Source organism: Ramlibacter sp. (genome assembly GCF_029866045.1).
GTDB lineage: Bacteria > Pseudomonadota > Gammaproteobacteria > Burkholderiales > Burkholderiaceae_C > Ramlibacter.
Genome location: NZ_JARXAB010000040.1, coordinates 19,557 through 41,938 on the forward strand (window position 1 = coordinate 19,557; position 22,382 = coordinate 41,938).

Annotated in this window: 21 protein-coding genes and 1 pseudogene; 7 read left to right on the forward strand and 15 right to left on the reverse strand. The window is 63.4% G+C overall.

The window, feature by feature from the left end; all coding sequences use genetic code 11:
• The first annotated feature begins 16 nt into the window (after window positions 1–16).
• The gene (locus tag QE494_RS04545; RefSeq protein WP_300041723.1) at window positions 17–994 is read left to right on the forward strand and encodes a GMP reductase; all 978 of its coding nucleotides are present in this window, start codon (window positions 17–19) and stop codon (window positions 992–994) included.
• 23 nt (window positions 995–1,017) lie between these two features.
• Here the strand turns inward: QE494_RS04545 and QE494_RS04550 are convergent, their stop codons facing one another.
• Genes QE494_RS04550 through QE494_RS04570 form a run of 5 tightly spaced genes read right to left on the reverse strand, consistent with a single transcriptional unit; the run spans window position 1,018 to window position 4,555 of the window.
• Window positions 1,018–1,881, reverse strand: coding sequence for an alpha/beta hydrolase (locus tag QE494_RS04550; protein WP_300041724.1), 864 nt, complete (start codon window positions 1,879–1,881; stop codon window positions 1,018–1,020).
• Between the two features lie 34 nt (window positions 1,882–1,915).
• The gene (locus QE494_RS04555) at window positions 1,916–2,494 is read right to left on the reverse strand and encodes a peroxidase-related enzyme (protein WP_300041725.1); all 579 of its coding nucleotides are present in this window, start codon (window positions 2,492–2,494) and stop codon (window positions 1,916–1,918) included.
• Window positions 2,495–2,514: 20 nt separating this feature from the next.
• Window positions 2,515–3,120, reverse strand: coding sequence for a phosphohydrolase (locus QE494_RS04560; protein WP_300041726.1), 606 nt, complete (start codon window positions 3,118–3,120; stop codon window positions 2,515–2,517).
• Window positions 3,117–3,776 (reverse strand): glutathione S-transferase family protein, encoded by a 660-nt coding sequence (locus tag QE494_RS04565; RefSeq protein ID WP_300041727.1) that lies wholly within the window; start codon window positions 3,774–3,776, stop codon window positions 3,117–3,119. The genes QE494_RS04560 and QE494_RS04565 overlap by 4 nt, the downstream gene beginning before the upstream one ends.
• Complete coding sequence (locus QE494_RS04570; RefSeq protein ID WP_300041728.1) at window positions 3,773–4,555, reverse strand: creatininase family protein; 783 nt, start codon at window positions 4,553–4,555, stop codon at window positions 3,773–3,775. The genes QE494_RS04565 and QE494_RS04570 overlap by 4 nt, the downstream gene beginning before the upstream one ends.
• A gap of 87 nt (window positions 4,556–4,642) precedes the next feature.
• Here QE494_RS04570 and QE494_RS04575 point away from each other — a divergent pair, with 87 nt between their 5' ends.
• On the forward strand, window positions 4,643–5,362 hold the full coding sequence (locus QE494_RS04575) for an amino acid ABC transporter ATP-binding protein (protein ID WP_300041742.1): 720 nt from the start codon (window positions 4,643–4,645) through the stop codon (window positions 5,360–5,362).
• Between the two features lie 23 nt (window positions 5,363–5,385).
• Here QE494_RS04575 and QE494_RS04580 read toward each other — a convergent pair whose 3' ends face one another.
• Complete coding sequence (locus QE494_RS04580; protein ID WP_300041729.1) at window positions 5,386–6,129, reverse strand: amino acid ABC transporter permease; 744 nt, start codon at window positions 6,127–6,129, stop codon at window positions 5,386–5,388.
• Window positions 6,130–6,171: 42 nt separating this feature from the next.
• A complete protein-coding gene (locus tag QE494_RS04585) occupies window positions 6,172–6,966 on the reverse strand; it encodes a transporter substrate-binding domain-containing protein (RefSeq protein ID WP_300041730.1) in 795 nt (264 codons plus the stop codon).
• Between the two features lie 251 nt (window positions 6,967–7,217).
• Between QE494_RS04585 and QE494_RS04590 the strand changes: the two genes are divergently transcribed.
• Genes QE494_RS04590 through QE494_RS04605 form a run of 4 tightly spaced genes read left to right on the forward strand, consistent with a single transcriptional unit; the run spans window position 7,218 to window position 12,222 of the window.
• Window positions 7,218–8,465: a sarcosine oxidase subunit beta family protein gene (locus tag QE494_RS04590; RefSeq protein WP_300041731.1), complete on the forward strand. Its 1,248-nt coding sequence runs from the start codon at window positions 7,218–7,220 to the stop codon at window positions 8,463–8,465.
• 7 nt (window positions 8,466–8,472) lie between these two features.
• Window positions 8,473–8,736 (forward strand): sarcosine oxidase subunit delta, encoded by a 264-nt coding sequence (locus tag QE494_RS04595; protein WP_300041732.1) that lies wholly within the window; start codon window positions 8,473–8,475, stop codon window positions 8,734–8,736.
• Window positions 8,733–11,699, forward strand: coding sequence for a 2Fe-2S iron-sulfur cluster-binding protein (locus tag QE494_RS04600; protein WP_300041733.1), 2,967 nt, complete (start codon window positions 8,733–8,735; stop codon window positions 11,697–11,699). Before QE494_RS04595 ends, QE494_RS04600 begins: the two co-directional genes overlap by 4 nt.
• The gene (locus QE494_RS04605; RefSeq protein WP_300041734.1) at window positions 11,692–12,222 is read left to right on the forward strand and encodes a hypothetical protein; all 531 of its coding nucleotides are present in this window, start codon (window positions 11,692–11,694) and stop codon (window positions 12,220–12,222) included. The genes QE494_RS04600 and QE494_RS04605 overlap by 8 nt, the downstream gene beginning before the upstream one ends.
• A gap of 54 nt (window positions 12,223–12,276) precedes the next feature.
• On the opposite strand, the gene hutH is transcribed toward QE494_RS04605, so the two are convergent.
• Genes hutH through hutC form a run of 7 tightly spaced genes read right to left on the reverse strand, consistent with a single transcriptional unit; the run spans window position 12,277 to window position 19,710 of the window.
• Window positions 12,277–13,848 carry a histidine ammonia-lyase gene (gene hutH / locus QE494_RS04610; protein ID WP_300041735.1) on the reverse strand — a complete coding sequence of 524 codons (1,572 nt, stop codon included), beginning with the start codon at window positions 13,846–13,848 and terminating at the stop codon, window positions 12,277–12,279.
• The gene (locus tag QE494_RS04615; RefSeq protein ID WP_300041736.1) at window positions 13,845–14,912 is read right to left on the reverse strand and encodes an aromatic ring-hydroxylating dioxygenase subunit alpha; all 1,068 of its coding nucleotides are present in this window, start codon (window positions 14,910–14,912) and stop codon (window positions 13,845–13,847) included. The genes hutH and QE494_RS04615 overlap by 4 nt, the downstream gene beginning before the upstream one ends.
• On the reverse strand, window positions 14,894–16,342 hold the full coding sequence (gene hutF / locus QE494_RS04620; RefSeq protein WP_300041737.1) for a formimidoylglutamate deiminase: 1,449 nt from the start codon (window positions 16,340–16,342) through the stop codon (window positions 14,894–14,896). Before hutF ends, QE494_RS04615 begins: the two co-directional genes overlap by 19 nt.
• The gene (hutG, locus tag QE494_RS04625; RefSeq protein WP_300041738.1) at window positions 16,339–17,169 is read right to left on the reverse strand and encodes an N-formylglutamate deformylase; all 831 of its coding nucleotides are present in this window, start codon (window positions 17,167–17,169) and stop codon (window positions 16,339–16,341) included. The genes hutF and hutG overlap by 4 nt, the downstream gene beginning before the upstream one ends.
• A complete protein-coding gene (gene hutI / locus QE494_RS04630; protein ID WP_300041743.1) occupies window positions 17,166–18,368 on the reverse strand; it encodes an imidazolonepropionase in 1,203 nt (400 codons plus the stop codon). Before hutI ends, hutG begins: the two co-directional genes overlap by 4 nt.
• Before the next feature lie 29 nt (window positions 18,369–18,397).
• On the reverse strand, window positions 18,398–18,976 hold the full coding sequence (locus QE494_RS04635; protein WP_300041744.1) for a HutD family protein: 579 nt from the start codon (window positions 18,974–18,976) through the stop codon (window positions 18,398–18,400).
• Window positions 18,976–19,710, reverse strand: coding sequence for a histidine utilization repressor (gene hutC, locus QE494_RS04640; protein WP_300041739.1), 735 nt, complete (start codon window positions 19,708–19,710; stop codon window positions 18,976–18,978). Before hutC ends, QE494_RS04635 begins: the two co-directional genes overlap by 1 nt.
• Before the next feature lie 108 nt (window positions 19,711–19,818).
• Here hutC and hutU point away from each other — a divergent pair, with 108 nt between their 5' ends.
• The gene (gene hutU / locus QE494_RS04645; RefSeq protein ID WP_300041740.1) at window positions 19,819–21,525 is read left to right on the forward strand and encodes a urocanate hydratase; all 1,707 of its coding nucleotides are present in this window, start codon (window positions 19,819–19,821) and stop codon (window positions 21,523–21,525) included.
• Window positions 21,526–22,082: 557 nt separating this feature from the next.
• Here the strand turns inward: hutU and QE494_RS04650 are convergent.
• Window positions 22,083–22,382: pseudogene (locus tag QE494_RS04650) on the reverse strand (class I SAM-dependent methyltransferase); the annotation flags it as partial.

Genomic DNA, 22,382 nt, shown 5'->3' on the forward strand with positions numbered 1-22,382 from the left:
CTTCTGGAGCCCTGGCATGGAAATCTTCGACTACGACAACATCCTTTTGCTGCCGCGCAAGTGCCGCGTGGAAAGCCGCTCGGAATGCGACGCCAGCGTTCAGCTGGGCGCGCGCAAATTCCGCATCCCAGTCGTCCCGGCCAATATGAAAACTGTGGTGGACGAAAAAATCTGCCTGTGGATGGCGCAAAACGACTACTTCTACGTGATGCACCGCTTTGACCTGGACAACCTGGCCTTCGTGCGGTCCATGAAAGCCCAGGGCGTCTATGCCTCCATCTCGCTGGGCGTGAAGCAAGCCGACTACGACACGGTAGACCAATTGGTCGCCGAGGGCCTGGTACCCGACTACATCACCATCGACATCGCGCACGGCCATGCAGACACGGTGCAGCGCATGATCGGCTACCTCAAGGACAAGCTGCCGGCCTCCTTCGTCATCGCCGGCAACGTGGGCACGCCCGAGGCGATCATCGACCTCGAGAACTGGGGCGCCGACGCCACCAAGGTTGGCATTGGCCCAGGCAAGGTCTGCATCACCCGGCTCAAGACCGGCTTTGGTACCGGCGGCTGGCAGCTCTCAGCCCTCAAATGGTGTGCACGGGTGGCCACCAAGCCGATCATTGCCGACGGCGGCATTCGCGAGCATGGCGACATCGCCAAGAGCATCCGCTTTGGCGCCACCATGGTCATGATCGGCTCCATGCTCGCCGGCCATGAGGAGTCGCCCGGCCAGACGGTGGAAGTGGATGGCAAGCTGTACAAAGAGTACTACGGCAGCGCCTCAGACTTCAACAAGGGCGAGTACAAGCACGTGGAAGGCAAGCGCATCCTCGAGCCGGTGAAGGGCAAGCTGGCCGACACCCTGCGCGAGATGCAGGAGGACGTGCAGTCGTCCATCAGCTACTCGGGCGGCAAGTCGCTGCTGGACATCCGCAAGGTCAACTACGTGATTTTGGGCGGGGACAACGCAGGCGAGCACCTGCTGATGTGAGGGGCCGGGGCCGCGCCAGAGCCTCAGAGCCCCAGCATCTCCAGCGCCAGCGCATGGAGCCGGCTTCCCGGCTGCACGAGTGACTCCAGCACGCTGAAGTGGTTGAGGCCCTCCAGGGCCTCGCACACCGGCACCCGCGCCTGCCCCCACACCTGGCGGATGGCGTTCGTCTGGCGCCGGAACTCCTCGCTCTCCAAGCCGCCCACCACGGCGTCAAGCCGGCCCAGACGCGGCGCGGGCAGGCGGGCCGGGCTGGCGCGCAGCGCATCGTCGGGAGTGAGCCGAAGGTCGGCCTGAAAGCTCGGCGCCTGGCGCAGGGGCTCGAGGTCATACAGACCCGAGATAGACAGGGCATGGGTGACCAGATCCGAAGGCAGCGAGGTGTCGACCTGTTGCCAATAGCAGGCGAGCATCATCGCCGCCAGGTGGCCACCGGCCGAGTGGCCGGCCACGCTGATGCGACGCGGGTCACCGCCATGCTCGGCGACATGGCGCCAGGTCCAGGCCAGGGCCCGCACCATCTGCAAGCTGATCTCGGGGATGGTCACCGCCGGGCACAGGTCGTAGTTCGGAATGACCACCGTCGCCCCGGACTGGTTGAAGGCCGGCGCGATAAAGCTGTGGTCTGACTTGTCCATCGACCGCCAGTACCCCCCGTGAATGAACACCAGCACGGGCGCGCGCGGCCGGTCGGCGGGAAAGATGTCCAACGTCTCGCCCGGGGCCGGCCCATAGCGCACACCCAGCCGGCCCCGCCCAGCGGCTCTTACCTGGGCTGAATCCCCTTGCCAGCGCGCCACATGCTGGGCGAACTCGGGGACCCGGGCACGGGCGTTGTACTGGGCGTCGAGCTGGGAGGGGGTGAGCAACTCAGTGGTCAAGGTCATGCGCGCTTGAAGACTTGGGCTGTGCAATCCGCCGTCATGACTCACTGTAGTAGCCGATGACATCCCCCTCAGTGGTGACGCCCAGACCATTCAGAAGCCGATTGGAGTAGTTGAAGTAGGCGCAGACCTGATTGACCTCCAGAATCTCGCCGTCGTTGCAACCGGCCGCGTGAAGGGCCTGGATATCGCCCTGGACCATACGCGCCACATCGGTGGTGAGTTTTCCCGCGTAACGCAGCAGCTCCAGTTCCTTGCCGGCGAAAACACGCTCGGGCGCACTATCCATCAGCGCCTGCCGCACGGCCTCGGCCCGGACCGGGTCGGCCATCAGGCGCCGCGCGTTAGCAAAGTGGTGGCTCAGGCTGTAGCTGCATTGGTTGAGCATGCTCACGTAAGAGGCCACGACCTCCAGGAACCAGAAGGGCAAGGTGTTGTCCGGGCTGTGCAGCACGCTGCGGTACAGCGCGACATGCCCTTCCATCGTGTGCGGTCTGAGGCTGTGCGCCTTCATGACGTTGTCGACAGTGCCGTGGGGTGTCTTGACCTTCTCGTAAGCGGCGACGAGCGGGCCCTGGGCATCCTCTAGGGCGATCATGTGAATCCATGCAGACATGGGGAGCTCCTCCAGAAAAATCAGGGCAGGTGGGGTATCCGCGGAACGCGAGCAAACAGGCGCATGACCATGGGCTCGAATTCGGACAGCGGGGCGCATTCATAGTTCGGATCGATGGCTGCCTGGTCGTAGCGATCAACGAAGGTGGCTGCCCACTCAAAATGAGGATGACCGCGCCAGCGCTCCCGGGCATCCACCTGAGCAAGCGGGTGATGGGGGCAGTGGGCGTCTTGGAACAGGGCGTGACGCTGCAGCATCCAGTGGTTGCGCTCGGAGACATAACAGCCCAGAAGGGCGGCGGCAAACTCGCCGTGGCTGTCAGGGCAGGCAATGAAGCCCACGTCATGAAGCAAGCAGACCACGATATCTTCTTCGTCCAGGCCATCACGCAAGGCCAAGGTGGCCGACTGAAGGCAGTGACGGAAGTTGTTGATCTGGTAGCCGAAGGTGGAATCGTGCTCCGATTCAGACAAGAGCCGCAAGACTTGGCGGGCCTGCTGTTCGCGGTAATACTGCGAACGCTGCGACAACATGATCTGCCAATCGGCCCGGCTGAAGTCCTCCAGGCTGTTCTTGGTCACGTACTGCCAATCGGCTTGCATCAAGGGGCTCTGCTTGTCGGTCACGTGCGAGTTCCTTTCAGGCTGGCGGCTTGCAGCCAGGATTCCGTGGCCAAACGCCACGGAGCCAAGGCCGCTTGTGCCGCTTCATCCTGTTCCAGTGCCAAGGTCCAGGGGGAGAGTGCGTCGGGCAAGGCCAAATCCTCGCCCATGGCATTGAGCAAGCGCTGGGCCAGCGGCAAGGTCACGGCAAAACCGCAGTCAGCCAAGCTCGGCTGCGCACCGGCCAGGTAGGGGCCGGCCTGCACCACCTCGCCCAGGCGCTGCAGTTTGTCCTTGAGAGCAGCCAGCAGCGCGGGCAGCTGCGTTCGCTGCTCAGGCTGCTGAATCAGCGGAAAAAGGGCCCGCACACGCGGCTCCAGATGCAAATCGTGCAGCCGCGCCAGCATACGGACCCGTGCACGTTCCTGGGCCCCCTCGGGGAGCAGGCGCCGCTGCGGGAAGACGTCTTCCAGGTACTCCAGAATCGCTTCGGACTCGGACAGGAAAAATCCGTTGTGGTCGATCGCCGGAATCGTGCCCATGGGCACCTTCAGACGCCAGGCTTGGGACCGGTAGCCGCCTTCCGGCTCACGCTCTTCATAAGCGATCCCGCGCCAGTGCAGGGCCAGACGGAGCTTGGCCGTATAGGTCGACACAGGCAGGCCATAGAGGACGATCATGCAAAAAATTCCGCGATGTCCTGGTGAGCGTCGGAGATGGCGGCCTGCAACAGAGCGTGGCCCGCCTCGGCCCGAGCCAAAGCCGAATGCGAACCCACCCTCCCGTCCGGGAAGCGGGACCGGTGAGCGTTGCTGTCCGGGTGGTTGTCGCCACCCATCAGGCGAAGGTCCTGCGAGGACAGGGCCGGGGGCGGCTGGCCGACCTGCGCCTGTGCCGCTTCGTCATAGGGGTAGTCTGGCCCGAGCACGGCCATGCTGATGGCCAGTTCACTGGGCGTGGCGTGCAGACCCTCCCACGTGCCATAAAGCGACTTTCTCATCTGGTCAGCACCGGGATAGTCCCACCAGGAGCGCAGCCGGCATCTTGGCGCGGTGGCGCTTCGCCGGCCCAGACTCCACTGGGCATAGAAGTCCTGGCAAGCGGCATTGACCGCGGCGATGTTGGCGCCATGGCCATTGAGAAAATAAAAACGCTCAAAACCCTGTACCGCCAAGGACTCGAGCACGTCGCTCACCACGGCCATCATGGTGCTGGAGCGCAGGGCGATCGTGCCTGGAAAGCCCAGGTTGAATTGGGCCGGCCCCAGGCTCAGCGTCGGCGCTACCAGCCAGCCACCCCGGCTGGCCGCTCCCAAGGCAATGGCTTCTGCAACAAGGGCATCGGTCCCTATCGGTCCGATGGGACCATGCTGCTCAGTCGAGCCGGTCGGAATAAGGATGCCCCGGCAGTGCTCAAGATATTGCACGACCTGGGGCCAGCGTGAATGGATGAGTCGCATGCGCTTCAATGATAATGTTCTGAGCCCAACCCATCCGAGGTGTTTTCCATGAGCGATCCATCCGAGCCGACAGATTTTTTGATCCGGATGCATTCCGTGAGCAAGTCATTTGGAAGCTTCAAGGCACTCGACCGGGTCGATCTGTCGGTGGCTGGTGGCGAGAAAATAGTGATCTGTGGGCCCTCGGGCTCGGGTAAGTCCACCCTGATTCGCTGCCTGAGCCAGTTGGAAGTGCACGATGAAGGAGAAATCTGGGTAGGCGGCGTGGCTGTGGGCTCCGAGGCCTCTCGCGGCGCGCAGGCGCGCAGCGAAATCGGCATGGTTTTCCAGCAGTTCAACCTGTTCCCCCATCTGTCGGTTGTCGACAACCTCATGCTGGCCCCGATGCGAGTGCGCGGCCTCGGGCGTGATGAGGCGCGGGATCTGGCCATGCAGTACCTCAAGAGGGTAGACATCGCCGAGCAGGCCGACAAATTTCCGGGCCAACTCTCGGGGGGACAACAGCAACGTGTGGCCATTGCACGGTCCCTGTGTATGCGCCCGCGCATCATGCTTTTTGACGAGCCCACCTCAGCACTCGACCCAGAGATGATCCAAGAGGTTCTCGGTGTCATGGAAGGTCTCGCCGGCGAGGGCATGACCATGCTGTGCGTGACCCATGAAATGGGCTTTGCCCGCCGAGTGGCTGATCGCGTGGTGTTCATGGACCAAGGGCGAGTCGTGGAAGAGGCGCCGCCACAGACTTTTTTCAGCGCACCCCGCAGTGAGCGCTGCCGCAGTTTTCTGGACCGTATCCTGCACCACTGAGCGGGTGGGGCGCGTTCCGGCTGTCAGCGAACCCCGGACGACATCCGCCGCTCGAGGCGCCGAACACCCCAAGAGGTCAGCAAGATGAGCAGCAGGTACTCCACCACCAGCGCGGTGTAGATTTCCAGCGGTCGGTACTCGGTCACATTGAGCTCGTTGGCCCGGCGTGTGAGTTCCTGCAGCCCGATCACTGAAACCAGAGAACTCATCTTGAGCACATAGACGAACTGATTGCCGAGGGCAGGCAAGATTGTGCGTATGGCCTGAGGGAAGATCACGAAGCGAAACGTATCGCGGCTTGACAGACCCAGTGTCTGTGCAGCCTCGCGCTGGCCTTTTGCCACCGACTGAATACCGGCACGAAAAATTTCGGACTCAAACGCGGCATCGGACAGTGCCAGAGAAAGCACGCCGGCAGCGAAGGCCCCAAACTGCAAGCCAGTCATCATGGGCAAACCGTAGTAAACCCAGAGCAGCAAGACGAGCAGCGGAATCGCCCGAAACACTTCGACGTAGGTGCGCGAGATCAGGCGCAGTGACCTAAGCCTGGACAGCCCCGAAAGCGCCAACAGGATGCCCAACACCACCGAAACCACGATGGCTGAGATGGACAGCCACAGCGTCAGACCGATACCGGCGAGCAGAAATGAAAGGTTAGACGCGCCTTTGTCGGTGAGGGGGTTCAGGGTGTACCAGCCCCATGTGTAGGCCGTCCCATCCCCCACCGTTCCACAGCCGCTCAGCAGGCCAAGCGCCCACAGCGCCAAAAGGCCTGCGACAAAACGCATCATGTCAGGTGAGGAGGCGTCTTAGCGACCCAGCCACTTGGTTTCGAGTGCGTCGAAGAAGCCTTCCGATTTCTTCAGCGCGACCCAGTTATTGACGAAAGTGCTCCAGACCGGATCGCCCTGCGGGAGGGGGTAGGCAAACGGGCGCTTGTTGCGCAGTTCGGCCTTGGAGATCGTGGTCAGGTTGGGGTAGGTCTTGAGCAGGGTGGCAGCTTCCACGTTGCTGGTGATGGTGGCCACTGCACGGCCAGCCAGCACTTCCTGGTACCCGGTGGCCGGCTTTTCAACGCCCCTCACCGTGGCTTGGGGGAAATGGGCCTTGGCTTGCTCTTCGAAAACAGTACCCAAGGAAACGGAAATCTGCGTGCCGCTGCGATTGAGGTCGGACCACCCTGTCAAACGGGCGGCGTCGGCCTTGCGAATCACAGGCACCGTGCCCGCTTCGATATAAGGGTCAGAAAAGGCCACCGTCTTGGCCCGCGCGATGCTCAGGGATGCGCCCGAAAAGATGTCGTACCGGTTGGAGGTGATGCCAGCAACCAGAGTAGCCCATTCGGCGGGAACCCATTCGACCTTGACGCCCATGTCTTTGGCCAATTGCTCCATCGCTTCGACGTCAAAGCCGCGGTAGCTGTTGGTGGCAGCATCACGCATAGACATGGGGTTGAAGTCACCCGTGGTACCGACGCGGAGGGTTCCGCGCTCCATGACGGTCTGAAGGCGGCTCTTGGCGGGAGCGCCTTGCGCGGCGGCGGGGTTATTCAGAATGGCCATGGCCAGCAGGGCCACGGACAGCAAGGACTTGAAGAACTTCATGGTGCACCTCGGGCTATACGATGTGTGAACAGCTGGTTGGACCGCACGGGGCCCTCATCAAGCGCGGTAAGCCCAATTGGACACTCACCTCAACTTGATCAGGACCACTGTAGCATCTTCTTGTTGGCCTCCGCGCGGGGCATCTGGAAACTCTTTCATGGTTGACCCTGAGTATGCCCAGGTGACATCCGGCTACAGTGACCTGACTAGACAAGGTCAGCGCAGCCCGCGCCGCCCATTGAACCTGCAGCGTGCGCTACAACTTTCTTCAGTTATTTCGCCAGGGCTTTTCTGGCCACAGAGGCTGGCCCCGAACCTGGCGCCGGGCCGAACCATCCGGGATCTACGACGCGGTGGTGGTCGGTGGTGGCGGTCATGGCCTGGCCACGGCCTGGCACCTGGTTCGCGATGAGGGCCTGAGCCGGGTTGCGGTGCTCGAACGTGGCTGGCTCGGCGGCGGCAATACCGGGCGCAACACCACCGTCATTCGGTCCAATTATTTGCGTGAGCCGGGCATTCGCTTCCAGGACGAGAACCTTCGTTTATGGGAAGACCTGAGTCAAAGGCTCGATTTCAACCTCATGGTCAGCCAGCGCGGGCAGTTGGAGATCATTCAAACTTGGGCCAAGCTGCGCGATGCCCGACGGCGCATGCATGCGATGCGCCTGGTTGGTGCCGACTACGAGTTGCTCGATGCCGACGCGGTCTACGGCCTGCTGCCGCTGCTGCGGCGTGACCCGGGGTGTCGTCTCCCCGTTCTGGCCGGCGCCTGGCAAGGGCGGGCCGGCACAGTGCGGCACGACGCGGTGGCTTGGGCCTATGCCAGGGCAGCCAGCTCGGTAGGGGTGGACATCATCGAAAACTGCGAGGTCACTGGGATCGAGGTCGCAGCAGGCCGGGTGCGATCGGTCCAAACCAATCGCGGACGAATCGCCACCGAGCGACTTGGGCTGGCCGTGGCTGGCTCGACCAGCCGGCTGGCGCGCATGGCCGGCTTGCGGCTTCCACTGGAGACCTTGACCCTGCAGGCCTTCGTGTCCGAGCCACTCAAGCCCATGCTCGATGTGATTGTTTCCTGCCCAGCGCTGGGCATTTACTTCAGCCAGTCAGACAAGGGCGAGCTGGTGATCGGCGGCGGGCCGGATGCTGGACTGTCATGGACACAGCGCGGACAGTTTCAGGTGATCGAAGACTGCGTGGCCAGCCTGGTTGAGTTGTTCCCGGCCCTGGCACGGGTCAAGCTGCTTCGCAGTTGGGGCGGTGCCATCGATTTGTCGGCCGACACCTCCCCTATTCTGTCCACCACGCCAGTAGAAGGTCTGTGCATCAGCGCAGGCTGGGGATCGGGTGGGTTCAAGTCCATTCCAGCGGGTGGCCGCAGCTTGGCAGGCCTGCTCGCTCGCGGTCAGCCCGACAAGCACTGCGCACCCTTTTCGCTCGCGCGGTTCACCACGGGGCGCCTGCTGTTCGAAACGGCCAGCGCCTCAAATCGGTTCTAGGCCCGCTGTGCTGCAAATTCCTTGTCCCTATTGCGGCCTGCGCAGCGAGCATGAGTTCATCTGCACCGGTGAGGCCGGTGCGCGTCCGGCACGGCCTGACGCACTGGACGATGCGGCCTGGGCCGATCACCTCTACCACCGGGACAACCCGGACGTACCGGTGCTGGAGCATTGGTGGCATGTGCACGGCTGCCGCGCCTGGCTGTGGGTACGACGGGACCCCCATACCCAGGAAATCGTTCAAGCCAGCGCAGGGGGGCAAGACGCATGAGCGGCTGGCGTCTGAACAGCGGCGGGCGGCTGATCGATCGCGCACGTCCTCTGGATTTCGCGTTCAATGGTCGGCCCCTCCAGGGCTGGGCCGGGGACACTTTAGCGTCAGCCCTGATGGCCCAAGGGGTAGACGTGCTGGCACGCAGCTTCAAGTACCACCGGCCCCGTGGCATCTTCGCTGCCGGCTGGGAGGAGCCCTGTGCCTTCGTTGGCCTTCAAGCCCCACGCAGCGAGCCCAATGTGCTGGCCACCACCGAACTTCTGGTGGAGGGTCTGAGAGCCTCTGGGCAGCAGGGTTGGCCCTCCTGGGGTCTGGATCCCATGGCTTGGGCCGATCTGCTGCACCGCTGGCTGCCGGCGGGTTTTTACTACAAGGCCTTCAAATCGCCTGCCTGGGCTTGGCCCTTTTTTGAACACGCCCTCCGGCAGGCTGCGGGCCTGGGCCGTATGCCGGACACTCCCACAAGGCAGATTGGCTATGAACGTCGTTTTGCCCATGCGGATGTTCTGGTCGTGGGGGCCGGCGTGGCGGGGCTGTGGGCTGCAAGAGCCCTGGCCGAGGCTGGGGCGCGGGTGATCCTTGCCGATGATGGGCCTCAACCGGGAGGCCGCTGGCTCGACCGGCCAGCCGGCAGCGCGGTGGATGACTGGATCGACGAGACGGTGCGAGCCCTCGACGCTTGCCCAAAAGTGCAGCGCTGGTCCCACACCCAGGTGGTGGCACAGCACGATCATGGCCTGTTCGTAGCAATCGACCGCAGCCGGCCGGGGCAGGAGCGCTTGTGGAAGCTGCGTGTTCCGCACATGCTGCTGGCTAGCGGCCAGATCGAACGCGGACTGCTGTTTCCCGACAACGACCGCCCGGGCATCATGCTCGCCGGAGCAGTCAGCAGCTTTTTGGGGCGCTGGGCCGTGGCACCAGGCCGACGCATGGTGCTGGCCACCAACAATGACGCAGCCTGGTCAGCGGCCTTGCAGGCACACGATGCCGGCCTGGAGGTCGCGGTGCTGGCCGATGAGCGCGCACGGGTCGACCCATGGCTGCTGCAGCAGGCCAGCGAGCGCGAGTTACGCGTCCAGTTGGGTGCGCGCGTGGCAGGTAGCCGCGGCCGAATGCGCTTGCGCGCAGTCGCCTTGCGGGATAGCGCTGGCCGCACTGAGTGGCACAACGCTGACCTGCTGGCAGTTTCGGGCGGCTGGAGCAGCGCATTGGCCGTTCACGCACAGGCGGGGGGTTCCAGCGCTTACGACCCGCACCTGCACGGCATGGTGCCGCAGGCCGGCCCGGCGGGCATTCCGATCGGGGCTGCAGCCGGGTATCAGGACAGCGCCCAGGCCCTGGCCTCCGCGAGGCAAGGCGCAGAACAAGTTGCGCAAGTGTTGGGACTCCAGCTGCCTCCGCTGCCCACACCCGAGGTGGCGAAGCAAGCTGTGGGTTGCAGCGCGATCGCGCTGTCCAAGCAGAATCAGGGCCGGATCTTTGTGGATCTGGCCAGCGACGTCACAGCCGATGACGTGGAACTGGCGCAGCGCGAAGGCTATGAGGCGCCTGAGCATCTCAAGCGTTACACCGCCCTGGGTATGGGGCCCGACCAGGGCCGGACATCGGGCTTGAACGGGGCCTTGCTGATGGGCCACTTGCGCGGCATGAATGCCGGCGAACTGGGCCCGACCCGGCTTCGTCCACCGTACACGCCGCTGCCTTTTGGCGCAGTGGCGGGCATCGAGCCGGGTGAGCTGATTCGCCCTGTCAGGCGCACGCCGATCACCGCCTGGCATGAGGGCGCGGGCGCCGTCATGTACGAATCCGGCCAAAACTGGCGAAGGCCCGGCTACTACCCGAAGCCTGGCGAATCCATGGCGCAGGCAATCGCGCGTGAGTGTCTGGCCTGCCGGGAGGCGGTAGGCCTGTACGACAGCTCGCCTCTTGGAAAATTCGAAGTCACCGGCCCGCAAAGCCTGCAGTTTCTCGAGTATGTCTACGCTTGCCGTCTGGCAGACCTCCAGGACGGCCGGGGCCGCTACGCGGTCATGCTGCGCGATGACGGACGTATTTTTGATGACGGAACCGTTTTCAGGTTGGCACAAGACCGCTGGTGGATCACCACCACCACCGGCCAGGCGCAGGCGGTACATGCCTGGCTCGAGGCGCTGCTGCAGCTGCAGTTCCAAGGTCGGCTCGAGACTTTTGTGACCTCGGTGACCGATCAGTGGGCTGCGCTGGTGGTCTGCGGCCCGCGTGCCCGCGAACTGCTGGCGGCCTGCGGCTGCAGCATTGACCTCTCCCCCGCCAGCTTCCCCTTCATGAGTCAGCGCAACGGCACGCTGGCTGGCCAGGCTGTGCGCCTGTTCCGGGTCAGCTTCACCGGAGAGCTCAGCTACGAAATTCATCTGCCCTCCAGCGACGCGCTCGCTCTTTGGCACGAGCTCGTACGAGTCGGCCAGCACCTGGGGCTGGCGGTCATGGGCTCGGAGGCCAATCATGTGCTGCGGGTCGAGAAGGGCTTCATCTCGGTCGGGCACGAGGTTGATGGTTGCATCAATCCGTTTGATCTCGGCCTGTCCTGGGCGGTCCGCATGGACAAGGAAGCATTTGTTGGCAAGCGCTCCCTGCAGCGAGACCAGGCCCAACCCGAGGGCAGGGCGCAACTGGTGGGGCTGCTCGTTCCTGCCGGCGAACCCCCGCTGGAAGAAGGGGCACAAATCCTTCGTGGCCATCAAGTCATGGATCCAGCCGCCGTACGGGCGCTCGAGCAGGCCAGCGGCGGCTTTGTCACCGCCAGTGTTTGGAGCCCCACCCTGGACCGGGCCGTGGCACTGGCGCTGATTGAAGACGGCGCGCGACGTCATGGGGAGACGGTCAGGGTCAGCGCGGCTGCCAAGGGAGGCCTCCACTGGCGGTCAGCTCAGGTGGTGGCCCCCGTATTTTTTGACCCCAAGGGAGGGCTCATGCGTGGCTGATCTCCAGCAAGCCTTGGTAGTGCCCCAACCGGGTCGACTGGTCAGCGTGCGTCTGCGCCCTGGCGACACCGCATGCCTGGAGCGACTCGCGCCGGGCTTGTCGCAGCTGGGTGTTTGCCGACAATTTCAGATGGCCTGGGACGCTACGAATCTGCTCTGGATGCGTCTCGGACCTGATGAATGGTGGTGCTGGTGGCCTCAAGCCGAGCCCGCGCAGGCCCCCACCTTGATGCAGGCCGTGTCCCAAGCAACCGACGGCATTCACAGCAGCTGCGTGGACTTGAGCGCCGGGCAGTCGAGCTTGATGCTCAGCACATCGGCTCGGCAGCTGCTGTCTCTGGGCTGCGACCTTGATTTTGAACGGCTGCCCGGGGACATGGCCACGCGCACACGACTGGGCTCCTTTTCTGTGGTGATCGCCCCTTCGCAGGGCCAAGCCATGTCACTTTGGGTGGAGACCAGCCTGTGCTTGAGTCTGCAGCAATGGCTGGAACTGGCGGCACGCCAATTGGGTAAGGGCTAGGTTGGCCTCTCGCTAAAAAACTCGCTCAAGGCCCGCACGGCTAGCGCACCCGCCTCACGCGGCGACGGTGCAGGCCAAGCGGGCGAAGGTGCTGCGAAGCTCCTCCATGTTGTCGGCCAGCGCCGTGCCCAGGAGGTCGGGACTGCGAAGCCAGACCTGCACTACTTCGATGTCTGCCGCCAAGCTACGGTCTTGCACCAGAGCCGGGCTCAGTCGGCGTAACTGCGCATGAACGCGCTCGAGCGCCGGCGTACTGCACAGAGGTCGGTGACATTCCAGCCCCTGGGCGGCAGCCAGCGCCTCGATGGCCAAAATCCAGACGGTGTTGTCAACCATCGAGGACAGCCTGCGTGCTGCAAAGGTGGCCATGCTCACATGGTCCTCCTGATTGGCCGAGGTTGGCAGACTGTCGACACTGGCTGGATGGGCCAGCGACTTGTTCTCCGAGGCCAGCGCGGCAGCCGTCACATGCGCGATCATGAAGCCCGAATTCAAGCCCGGCTCAGGGGTCAAAAATGCCGGTAGGCCAGAGATGGCGTTGTCCACCAGCATGGCAATGCGTCGTTCGGACAGAGCGCCCATCTCGGCAATCGCCAGCGCCAAACCATCGGCCACCAGGGCAACCGGCTCGGCGTGGAAATTACCGCCGGAGAGCAACTTGGGCTGCCCACCATCGCGGAAGACCAAGGGGTTATCGGTCACCGCGTTGGCCTCGCGCAAAAGCACCTCTGCTGCGTGGCGCAGCTGGTCGAGGCACGCACCCATGACCTGGGGCTGGCACCGCAGGCAATAGGGGTCCTGCACCCGCTCGTCGTCCACCAGGTGCGAGCGACGGATCTCACTGCCAGCGAGCAAGGCCCGATAGGCTGCTGCCGTATCGATCTGTCCTGGATGACCGCGCAATTCGTGGATGCGCGCATCAAAGGGCGAATCGCTTCCACGGGCAGCGTCGAGGGTGAGAGCACCGATGACCACCGCCGCTTGCATCAATTGATCGGCGGCAAACAGCGCGTCAATGGCCAGGGCCGTCGAGGCCTGCGTGCCATTGATCAGCGCGAGGCCTTCCTTGGCGCCCAGCGTGATCGGCGCCAGTTCGCACGCCTGCAGGGCCTGCGCGGCGGGCATCAACTGGCCGCGGAGCGAAACCATGCCCTCACCCATGAGCGGTAAGGACAGGTGAGCGAGCGGGGCCAAGTCGCCACTGGCACCCACCGAACCTTTGACTGGAATCACCGGCAGCAGGTCCAGCGCCAGGAATTTCAGCAGAAGGGCAATGATCTCCGCCTTCACCCCGGAGTGGCCCCGCCCCAGACTGGCGGCTTTGAGCAACAGCATCAAGCGCACCACAGGCGGCCTCATCGGCTCTCCCACGCCGACGGCATGCGAGCGCAGCAAGTTCACTTGCAGTTGGGCGTGATCGCCAGAGGCAATGCGGGTATTGGCCAATTTGCCAAAGCCGGTGTTGAGGCCGTAGACCACTTGGCCGCTGGCCAGCACCTGGGCAACCGCCTCCGCACTGGCGTGGACTGTCCGCCAGGCGGAGGGCTCCAGATCGAGCGCCAGCGCGCCAGCGCGTGCGTCGCCAAGCAGGCGCCAGTCCAGCTGGCCTGGATGTATGGTTCTCATTGTGAATGCCCGATGGTGGCCGCCTCGGCCTCCAGCCGTGCTGCCAGCGCCTTTCGAAAACGGGATGCGCCGGTATCCAGCAGCAAACCGATATGCGGCGTGCGCTTGTTCTTCATGCCCTGGTGCACGGCCTCCAGAATCTGCCGGTCCTCCTCGAAGGCCGCTTTGGCCCCGGCGGCGATGCGCTCGGTCAGCGCCTGATCGTGGGGGTCGGTATTGCGGTGCTGCAGCCAGAAATACAGGGTGCGGTCGGAATCGATCGGGGTGAGAAAGTTGTAGGAGACCATCCGGTAAATCCGCGGATCGTCTTTTGCCTGAGGACCGCCCAGACCTGCCGGCGCAAAAGTGCTCCGATTGATGGCCATTGACGGCAACCTCACCTCATAGTGCTGCAAGCGATCGGCCAGCCCCTCAAACTTGACCAGAGGCGCATAAAAAGGCGGCGGTGGCTGCCCGAACATCCAGCGGCTGCACACCACGCCATGCTCATCGGCATGAACCTGCAAAGGTGTGTCTTCGGTGCCCGAAGCGGCAAAAGTGCTGCGGTGGACCCAGGCCACATGGGAGGGGTCCAGCAGGTTGTCGACCAGCCACAGGTAGTGACAGTGGCACAGCAAGCTGTCGCCGGCTGTCATGTGCCAATTCGGGTTGTCGTGGTCGTCAATGTGGAGGATGGGGGTACGCTCGGCCTCATCGGCTGCCCCCATCCAGATCCACAGCAGCCCGTAGCGGTCTTGCACCGGGTAGCTGCGCACCTTGGCCATGGCCGGTATGCGCTGCTGGGTCGGCGCTTGAATGCAGTGCCCGCCGCCGTCAAAGGTCAAGCCGTGATAGCCGCATTCGATGGCGTCCCCGACGACGCGCCCCATCGACAACGGTAACTTACGGTGCGGGCAAGCGTCTTCCAGGGCAACCGGCGAACCGTCCTCGCGCCGATAGAGCACGATGGGCTCATCGAGCAGCCGTACCGCCAGCGGCTGGCGGGTCACTGCACGCGAGACGCTGGCGACATACCAACAGTTACGCAGAAACACATGGGGTTCAGTCAGTTCGAGGGTTGACATGGTGTGCCTTGATCGGTTGATGAAGGGGTGAATCGTGGGCGGGGCTCGGGGGCGGGAGGCGCGCCCTGCCAGAGCTGGCTCATGACCTCGCGCCAGCTTGCACCGAGCGGCGGCAGCTCAGTTTGCACCCGCCGACCAGCCACCCAGACTTGGCGCGCGCGGGGGCCAGGTTCGGAGAACACGCTGGCATCGAGCAAGCTGTCTACGGGCAGGCCCAGCAAGGCGGGATCGTCGGTATCGAGCTCTTGCAGATCAGCGCGTTGACCCAAGGCAATGCCGTGGAGCGCCAGCCCACTGGCTCGACTTCCGCCACTGAGCGCCTGTTCAAAGAGCGCGGTCGCACTGCTGGCTTGGGAAGCATGGCGCGCCGCGATGTTGCGCGATTGCGTACGCAGGCGCTGACCGTATTCGAGGCAGCGCAGTTCGGCGCTCCAGGTGCGTCCGACATGGCTATCCGTACCGATAGACCAGTGGATTTCTCCCTTGAATGCGCTGGTCAGCGGGCCAAACCCATCGCCCAGATTGGCCTCGGTACTCGGACACAGCACCACGCCAGCCTCGCACTGGGACAGGCCAGATTCTTCGGCGCCATCACAATGCGTGGCATGCACCAGATGCCACGTGGGCCCGAGGGGCGCATGGTCCAGCAACCATTGCACAGGACGCTGGCCGAGATGCTGCAGGCATTGCTGAACTTCGCGTTGCTGCTCCGCGGCATGGATATGAATAGGCCCGTCTTGTGCAGCGAGGGCCATTTCAAGCAGGGCGGCCGTGTCAACCGCACGCAGCGAATGCACCGCCACTCCGGCATGCAGGACAGACTGCCGCTGGTGTTGCTGCGCATAAGCCAGGAGCTGCCGGCGGGTCTCTAGAACGAAATCCGGCGTGCTTGCGAACCTCAGCTGGGCCGGCAAAAGCGGCGCCCTGTCAAAGCCACTGTGCATGTAAAGCGTGGGCAGCAGCGTGAGCCCGATGCCGGTTCGCTCAGCTGCGCGCACCAACGCCCAACTCATGGTCTGCGGGTCGGCGTAGTGGGCTCCGCCGGGTGCGTGGTGCAGGTAGTGGAACTCGCAGACATGGGTGTAACCCTGGCTGAGCAGCTCGGTGTAGAGCCAGGTGGCGATGGTCTCCATCGCCTGCGGACCGATCCGCAGGGCCACTTGGTACATGCGCTCACGCCATGACCAGAAGTCGTCCCCTGGCTGCTGCTGATCGATCCGCTCGCCGAGGCCTGCCATGGCCCGCTGAAAGGCATGGCTGTGGGCATTGACCAGCCCAGGCAACGTTGGACCCAAGCGGCTTGCATCAGGGGCCTGCTCGGGCGGCACACCGATTTCGATCCGGCGCCAAAAACCAGCTGCATCGCACTCCAGCAGCACTTGCGCCTGCCAGCTACCAGCGATCCAAGCATGGCTGCACCAGAATTTCATCGGCTCAAACCTTCAAGCGCGACAAAAGCTGCACGCACCATGCGCTCGAGCGTCGGTTGGAGCAACTCCGCCTGCTCGGGCAGATAGGCATAGGGCGCCATCTCCTGCATGTAATGGCGCTGACACAACTCGAGCTGAACTGCGTGAACGCCCTGCGCAGGCTGCCCATAGTGGCGCGTGATGTAACCGCCCTTGAAGCGGCCATTGAGGACATGGCTGTAGCGCTTGTCTTGCAAGCAAGCCTGCATCACGGCCCGCTCAATCGCGGGGTCGGCCGACTGGCCGCCGGCAGTGCCCACGTTGAGATCGGGCAGGAGCCCCTCAAACAACCAGGGTAGTTGCGAACGGATGCTGTGCGCGTCCCAGAGCAAGACCCGACCATGCAGGGCGACCAGCCGCTTGAGCTCCTGCCCCAATGCATCGTGGTAGGGCTGCCAATAGGCTTGGCGCCGTGCCAACCTGGCCTCCACCGAAGGCTCCTGGCCCGATTGATAAAGCGGCTCTCCGGTGAAAAAACGCGTGGGGCACAACTCTGTGTTGGCTGCGCCGGGGTACATCGGCGCATCGTCAGGCGGGCGATTCAGGTCCACGACATAGCGCGATACCCGGGGCCGTAGAACGCTGGCGCCCATGTCCAGCGCAAAGTCGTAAAGGCGATCCATGTGCCAGTCGGCATCTTCGCTCTGGCGCGCGCGCGGAACCAGCGTTTGGGCAATGTCGGCCGGTATGTAACTGCCCATATGGGGCATGCTCACCAACAGGGGGATTCGGCCAGGGTCAAGATCGAAACCCGCGCGGCAGAAGGCGGGCGTTGTGTCAAAGGTCATGGCGGTCCTCCGTTGGCTGTAGCGGCCCACCGCCCCGCCTGCAACACCTGCACAGGGGGGCGCTGACCAAACGAATAGCACAGGTCTACTGGATGCGTGATCTGCCACAGCGCCAGGTCGGCGCGCAGGCCCGAGGCCAGTGCGCCGCGGTCGGTCAGGCCCAGGGCAGTCGCTGCATGGTGGGTGACGCCCAGCAAGGCTTCTTCAGGCGTGAGTTGAAAAAGCGTGCAAGCCATGCTCAGCATCAGCAGCAAGGAGGTGCACGGCGAGCTGCCAGGGTTGGAGTCTGTGGCCAGCGCGATGGGAACGCCCATCTCGCGCAGCAAGGCAATCGGAGGTACCCGGGTCTCACGCAGGAAGTAAAAGGCGCCCGGCAGCAAAACCGCGACCGTACCCGCCTGCGCCATAGCCCGGGCTCCCTCGGGGGACAGCCACTCCAGGTGGTCGCAACTGAGCGCGCGGTAGCGGGCGGCCAACGCCGCACCGCCCATATCGCTCAATTGCTCAGCATGCAGCTTGACTGGCAGGCCGCAGGCGACGGCAGCTTCGAAGACCCGCTGCGTCTGCGCCAGGCTGAAGCCGATCCGCTCGCAAAACACGTCGACCGCGTCTACCAACCCTTCTTCATGCAGCGAGACCAACATGGCCAGCACATCGTCGATATAACCATCGGCCTGCCCGACCCGCTCCGGCGGTAGAGCGTGGGCCCCCAAAAATGTGGTGCAAACCTGGATGGGACGCAGCTGAGCCAAACGGCGAGCCACGCTCAGGCATTTGCGCTCGTGTTCAAGTTGCAGCCCATACCCAGACTTGATTTCGATCGTGGTCACGCCCTCGGCGCGGAGCTGATCGACCCGCGCAAGCGCTTGCACCAGCAGATCATCTGCCGAAGCTTGTCGGGTCGCGCGGACCGTCGAAACGATACCTCCGCCAGCTCGGGCGATTTCCTCGTAGCTCGCGCCATGCAGGCGTTGCCGGAACTCTTGGCTGCGCTGGCCGCCGTAGACCAGATGGGTATGGCAGTCGATCAGTCCCGGAGTGACCCAGCCGCCCCGTCCCTGATGCTGCAGGGGCACGCGCCGCCAAGGCGCGGGCAGCTCAGCGACCGGACCCACCCACAGCAACTGGCCCGACTCATCGTCCCAGACCACGGCTGCCTGCTCGATCAGGCCCAACGGATCATCCGGCCGCGCGCGCATGGTGGCGACATGGCAGTCGGTCAGAAGGTTCAAGCCCATTGCGCCGGGACCTCCACACCAAAGACCCATGCTTGGCTGGCCTCAAGCCCCCAGAGGCCCGGGCGCAGATCTGCCGACCAAAGCAACTCGTCCTCCTGAAGTTGCCAGAGTTCTCCGCTGTCGTGACGCACGCTGGCGGGCGCACAAGCGTAAACACCGGCGATATGTCCTGCAGTCCAGGGCAGGCTGTCGTGCGTGCGCCATCGTTGCAGGCGAGCCTGACCGCCGCGCGTCATCAAGTTGAAATCGAGCGTGGGACCATCGATCAGCTCGCAGCGACAGGGCTGATCGCCGTCAAAAGCCACTGCGGGCGAGCCGGGTGTCAGCACATGGTCTTGTCCATCGATCACCAGATGAACGCCGGCACCGCGCAAAACAGCAAATTGGCGCCGGACGCCGGGGTAGCTGGAAAAAGGTCCGTTGCGGTCAATGCGGGCGACCGACACCCGCCAGAACCATTCTTCGGCAGGCTGAGACACGAGTTCATGCGTCAAGCCGCCGCCGTTACGCCACGGACTGGCAGCGCAATCTTGCAGGCGCACATGGTTCCATGTTCCAGCAAGTGGCATCACGGCTGAAACTCGCCGCTCAGTTGATAGCGGTCGCCCGGGTAGACCAGCCTGGCCAGTGTGATGACCTGGCTGTAACTCATGGTGCGCCGCACCATGATCAGGCAAGCCGCGTTGTCATTGATTTGCAGCAAGCGTGCTTCCTCCTGCGTGGGGGGACCCGCCTGCACGCTGTATTGGGCGCTGCGCAGGGCCGTGTGCTGAAACAGGTAACGGGTGGGCGTGATCCGGCCGAAATCCTGCGCCAGGTAATCCGGGGCGGCCAGAGGATTGACATAGCGGTCCTCGCACTGCAGCGGCTGCTGGTCCTGCAAGTGCAGGATGCGGGTGTGAAACACGGTTTGACCCGCGGCCAACCCCAACTGGACCCCCAGCTCCGGCCCCGCCACTTCCGCTCTGTGCAGTTGAACCGCGGCTGTGTGCTCAAGCCCACGTGACTCAATTTCTTCCTGTAGGTCATGAATGGACAGCGTGCTGGCGACCCGATGCAGCGCCGCGGCAAACGTGCCAGAACCCTTCACCCGGTCAATGAGGCGTTCTGACTGAAGCTCCCGAAGCGCCCGGGTGACCGTCATGCGGCTCACTTCGAATTGCCGCATCAGATCGCTTTCTGAGGGCATGCGCTGGCCCGGCAACCAGGTACCCAAAGCAAGCTCTCTGAGCAGGTGGTCTTTGACCCGCTGAAAAGGCGCCGCCCGATGACGTGGTGCGGGCGGATTGGGGGTGCGAGCCATGGCTCAATGGTACTTGCCCAAACTTGACTAGACAAGTAGAGTCAACGGCACGCGCGATGCGTCTTTCAACGCAGCCCTTGCGCTCTGACACCCTTGAGGACTACGGCCATGAATGCTCGTCTGCCTGCTACCACTTCGTTCGCGCCGCACCCGGTGCGCGCACCGCGAGGCCAGGAAATCAGCTGCGCCAACTGGCTCATCGAGGCGGCCTACCGAATGCTTCAGAACAATCTGGATCCGGAAGTCGCCGAGGACCCCGACCAACTGGTGGTCTACGGCGGCATCGGTCGGGCGGCTCGTAACTGGGAATGCTTTGAGGCCATCCTGGTGGCCCTGCGCCGGCTCAAACCCGACCAGACCCTGCTGATTCAAAGCGGCAAGCCTGTCGGCGTTTTTCCAAGCCATGAGGATGCGCCTCGGGTTCTCATCGCCAACTCGAACCTCGTACCGCGCTGGGCCACTTGGGAGCACTTCGACGAACTCGATCGCAAGGGCCTCATGATGTACGGCCAGATGACAGCCGGCTCGTGGATCTACATCGGCAGCCAAGGGATTGTCCAAGGCACCTACGAGACCTTCGCTCAGGCCGGTCGCGAGCACTATGGCGGCAGCTGGAAGGGGCGCTGGATCCTCACTGCCGGACTCGGCGGTATGGGTGCTGCGCAACCCCTCGCAGCGAGCTTTGCAGGCGCAAGTTCGCTGAGTATCGAGTGCCAGCAAAGCCGTATCGACTTTCGCATCAAGACCCGTTATGTCGACGAGCAGGCCAGTGACATCGACGATGCCCTGGGCCGGATGGCCCGTTACTGCGCTGCAGGTGAGGCCCGCTCGGTCGCCTTGCTTGGCAATGCGGCCGAACTGCTGCCCGCCTTGGCCGAGAGGGCGCGCGCTGGCGGCCTCAAGCCCGACCTGGTGACCGACCAAACCTCGGCGCATGACCTGGTCAATGGCTATTTGCCTGCGGGCTGGACACTTTCGCAGTGGCAGGCGGCTCGTGCCGACAGTGCCATGCACGCAGCGTTGCGTCAGGCCGCCGCCCGCAGTTGCGCGGTTCATGTACAGGCCATGCTCGATTTCCAGGACCTGGGTATTCCCGTCGTGGACTATGGCAACAACATCCGGCAAGTGGCCTTCGATGCGGGCGTGAAAAACGCGTTTGCTTACCCCGGCTTTGTTCCAGCCTATGTCAGGCCACTCTTTTGTGAAGGGCGGGGCCCGTTCAGATGGGTGGCCCTCTCGGGAGATCCTCAGGACATCTACAAGACCGATGCAAAAATGAAAGAGCTGTTCCCCCACGATCTGGCCCTGCACCGCTGGCTGGACATGGCCGGCGAGCGCATTGCGTTCCAGGGCCTGCCAGCGCGTATTTGCTGGATCGGTCTGGGCGAGCGGCACCGGGCCGCATTGGCCTTCAATGCCATGGTGCGCAGCGGCGAACTCAAGGCGCCGATCGTGATCGGTCGCGATCATCTGGACAGCGGCTCGGTGGCCAGCCCCAACCGGGAGACAGAGGCCATGAAGGACGGTAGCGACGCCGTCTCCGACTGGCCCTTGCTCAATGCCATGCTCAATACTGCCAGCGGTGCCACCTGGGTCAGCCTGCACCATGGCGGCGGGGTTGGCATGGGTTATTCGCAGCACTCGGGCATGGTCATCGTGTGCGATGGCACGCCGCAAGCTGATGCAAGGCTGCAGCGCGTGCTGTGGAACGACCCCGGTACAGGCGTCATGCGCCATGCAGATGCCGGCTACGACACCGCCATCGCCTGTGCTCACACGCAGGGCCTGGATTTGCCAATGCTCATGGGGCGCTGATCCGCTTCAGGCCTGTGGGGGCCTTGCCCCCTCTCCTCTCTCCCCTGTCCTTCCGCCCCCTCCTCCCGCGCATTCTCCCGACCCCAAATTTGAGCGTATTGAGGTGCCACCCAGCGCGGGCAGCAGTCTTTGGAGCCACTGACCGAGTCTTGCTAGAAATTTGCTGCACGTGGGGGGGTAGCTCAGCTGGGAAAGCGTCGCGTTCGCAAGCATCAAAGGTGCTTTTCACGATAGCTAGTCCTGCTCCACAAACTCTCCTTCACTCTCAAACAAACCTGCCGCTGTGGTGCGCGCCACTGTTGTACTGAAGGTGGGGCCTGACCAGCGGCTGCTTTTTGGCTGGGTCAGAGCTATTTCGCAGTGACCGGCAACTGATAGAGGTAATCGCCGCTGGGAATGGCAGTGCCCGCGACATATTGGACGCTTTAGTCGGCGTGGGCTAGAACAGCCACGCAGGACATCACAATCTCCGCCGAAGCGCAGCTTCGTTTTCCACGACATCACGGCAGCCCGCCTTGCGCGGGCTTTTTTGACTCATAAAGACGAGTCAAACGGCATTACTTTTTCGCACTAAGAATCAGCGTCCTGCCGAGCAAAATATCCCATGTATTCATCTTCTTTACCCAGAATCGATTGCTTTCATCGATGGTTTTATACTTTTTTTCCTCTTTTTTGTCTGCCAAAGCCGCGATGAGGCGAATTGGGAGATAGAGAAAAGCCCCAAAAAAAGCAGAAGTCGATTGACGCTTATCGATTTCAACCTCAATTTCGGAAAATCCAGCATCGACCAACGCGTGGACAATATAAAATAGGCCGATAGGAGTTATATGGCCACCTGTACTGTAACGCTTGCTTTC

Excerpts from the sequence above, each read along its gene's own strand:
- QE494_RS04545 (WP_300041723.1), top strand. The coding sequence starts at position 17 with ATGGAAATCTTCGACTACGACAACATCCTTTTGCTGCCGCGCAAGTGC.
- QE494_RS04550 (WP_300041724.1), bottom strand. The coding sequence starts at position 1,881 with ATGACCTTGACCACTGAGTTGCTCACCCCCTCCCAGCTCGACGCCCAG.
- QE494_RS04555 (WP_300041725.1), bottom strand. The coding sequence starts at position 2,494 with ATGTCTGCATGGATTCACATGATCGCCCTAGAGGATGCCCAGGGCCCG.
- QE494_RS04565 (WP_300041727.1), bottom strand. The coding sequence starts at position 3,776 with ATGATCGTCCTCTATGGCCTGCCTGTGTCGACCTATACGGCCAAGCTC.
- QE494_RS04570 (WP_300041728.1), bottom strand. The coding sequence starts at position 4,555 with ATGCGACTCATCCATTCACGCTGGCCCCAGGTCGTGCAATATCTTGAG.
- QE494_RS04575 (WP_300041742.1), top strand. The coding sequence starts at position 4,643 with ATGCATTCCGTGAGCAAGTCATTTGGAAGCTTCAAGGCACTCGACCGG.
- QE494_RS04585 (WP_300041730.1), bottom strand. The coding sequence starts at position 6,966 with ATGAAGTTCTTCAAGTCCTTGCTGTCCGTGGCCCTGCTGGCCATGGCC.
- QE494_RS04600 (WP_300041733.1), top strand. The coding sequence starts at position 8,733 with ATGAGCGGCTGGCGTCTGAACAGCGGCGGGCGGCTGATCGATCGCGCA.
- hutH (WP_300041735.1), bottom strand. The coding sequence starts at position 13,848 with ATGAGAACCATACATCCAGGCCAGCTGGACTGGCGCCTGCTTGGCGAC.
- QE494_RS04615 (WP_300041736.1), bottom strand. The coding sequence starts at position 14,912 with ATGTCAACCCTCGAACTGACTGAACCCCATGTGTTTCTGCGTAACTGT.
- hutF (WP_300041737.1), bottom strand. The coding sequence starts at position 16,342 with ATGAAATTCTGGTGCAGCCATGCTTGGATCGCTGGTAGCTGGCAGGCG.
- hutG (WP_300041738.1), bottom strand. The coding sequence starts at position 17,169 with ATGACCTTTGACACAACGCCCGCCTTCTGCCGCGCGGGTTTCGATCTT.
- hutI (WP_300041743.1), bottom strand. The coding sequence starts at position 18,368 with ATGCGCGCGCGGCCGGATGATCCGTTGGGCCTGATCGAGCAGGCAGCC.
- QE494_RS04635 (WP_300041744.1), bottom strand. The coding sequence starts at position 18,976 with ATGCCACTTGCTGGAACATGGAACCATGTGCGCCTGCAAGATTGCGCT.
- hutC (WP_300041739.1), bottom strand. The coding sequence starts at position 19,710 with ATGGCTCGCACCCCCAATCCGCCCGCACCACGTCATCGGGCGGCGCCT.
- hutU (WP_300041740.1), top strand. The coding sequence starts at position 19,819 with ATGAATGCTCGTCTGCCTGCTACCACTTCGTTCGCGCCGCACCCGGTG.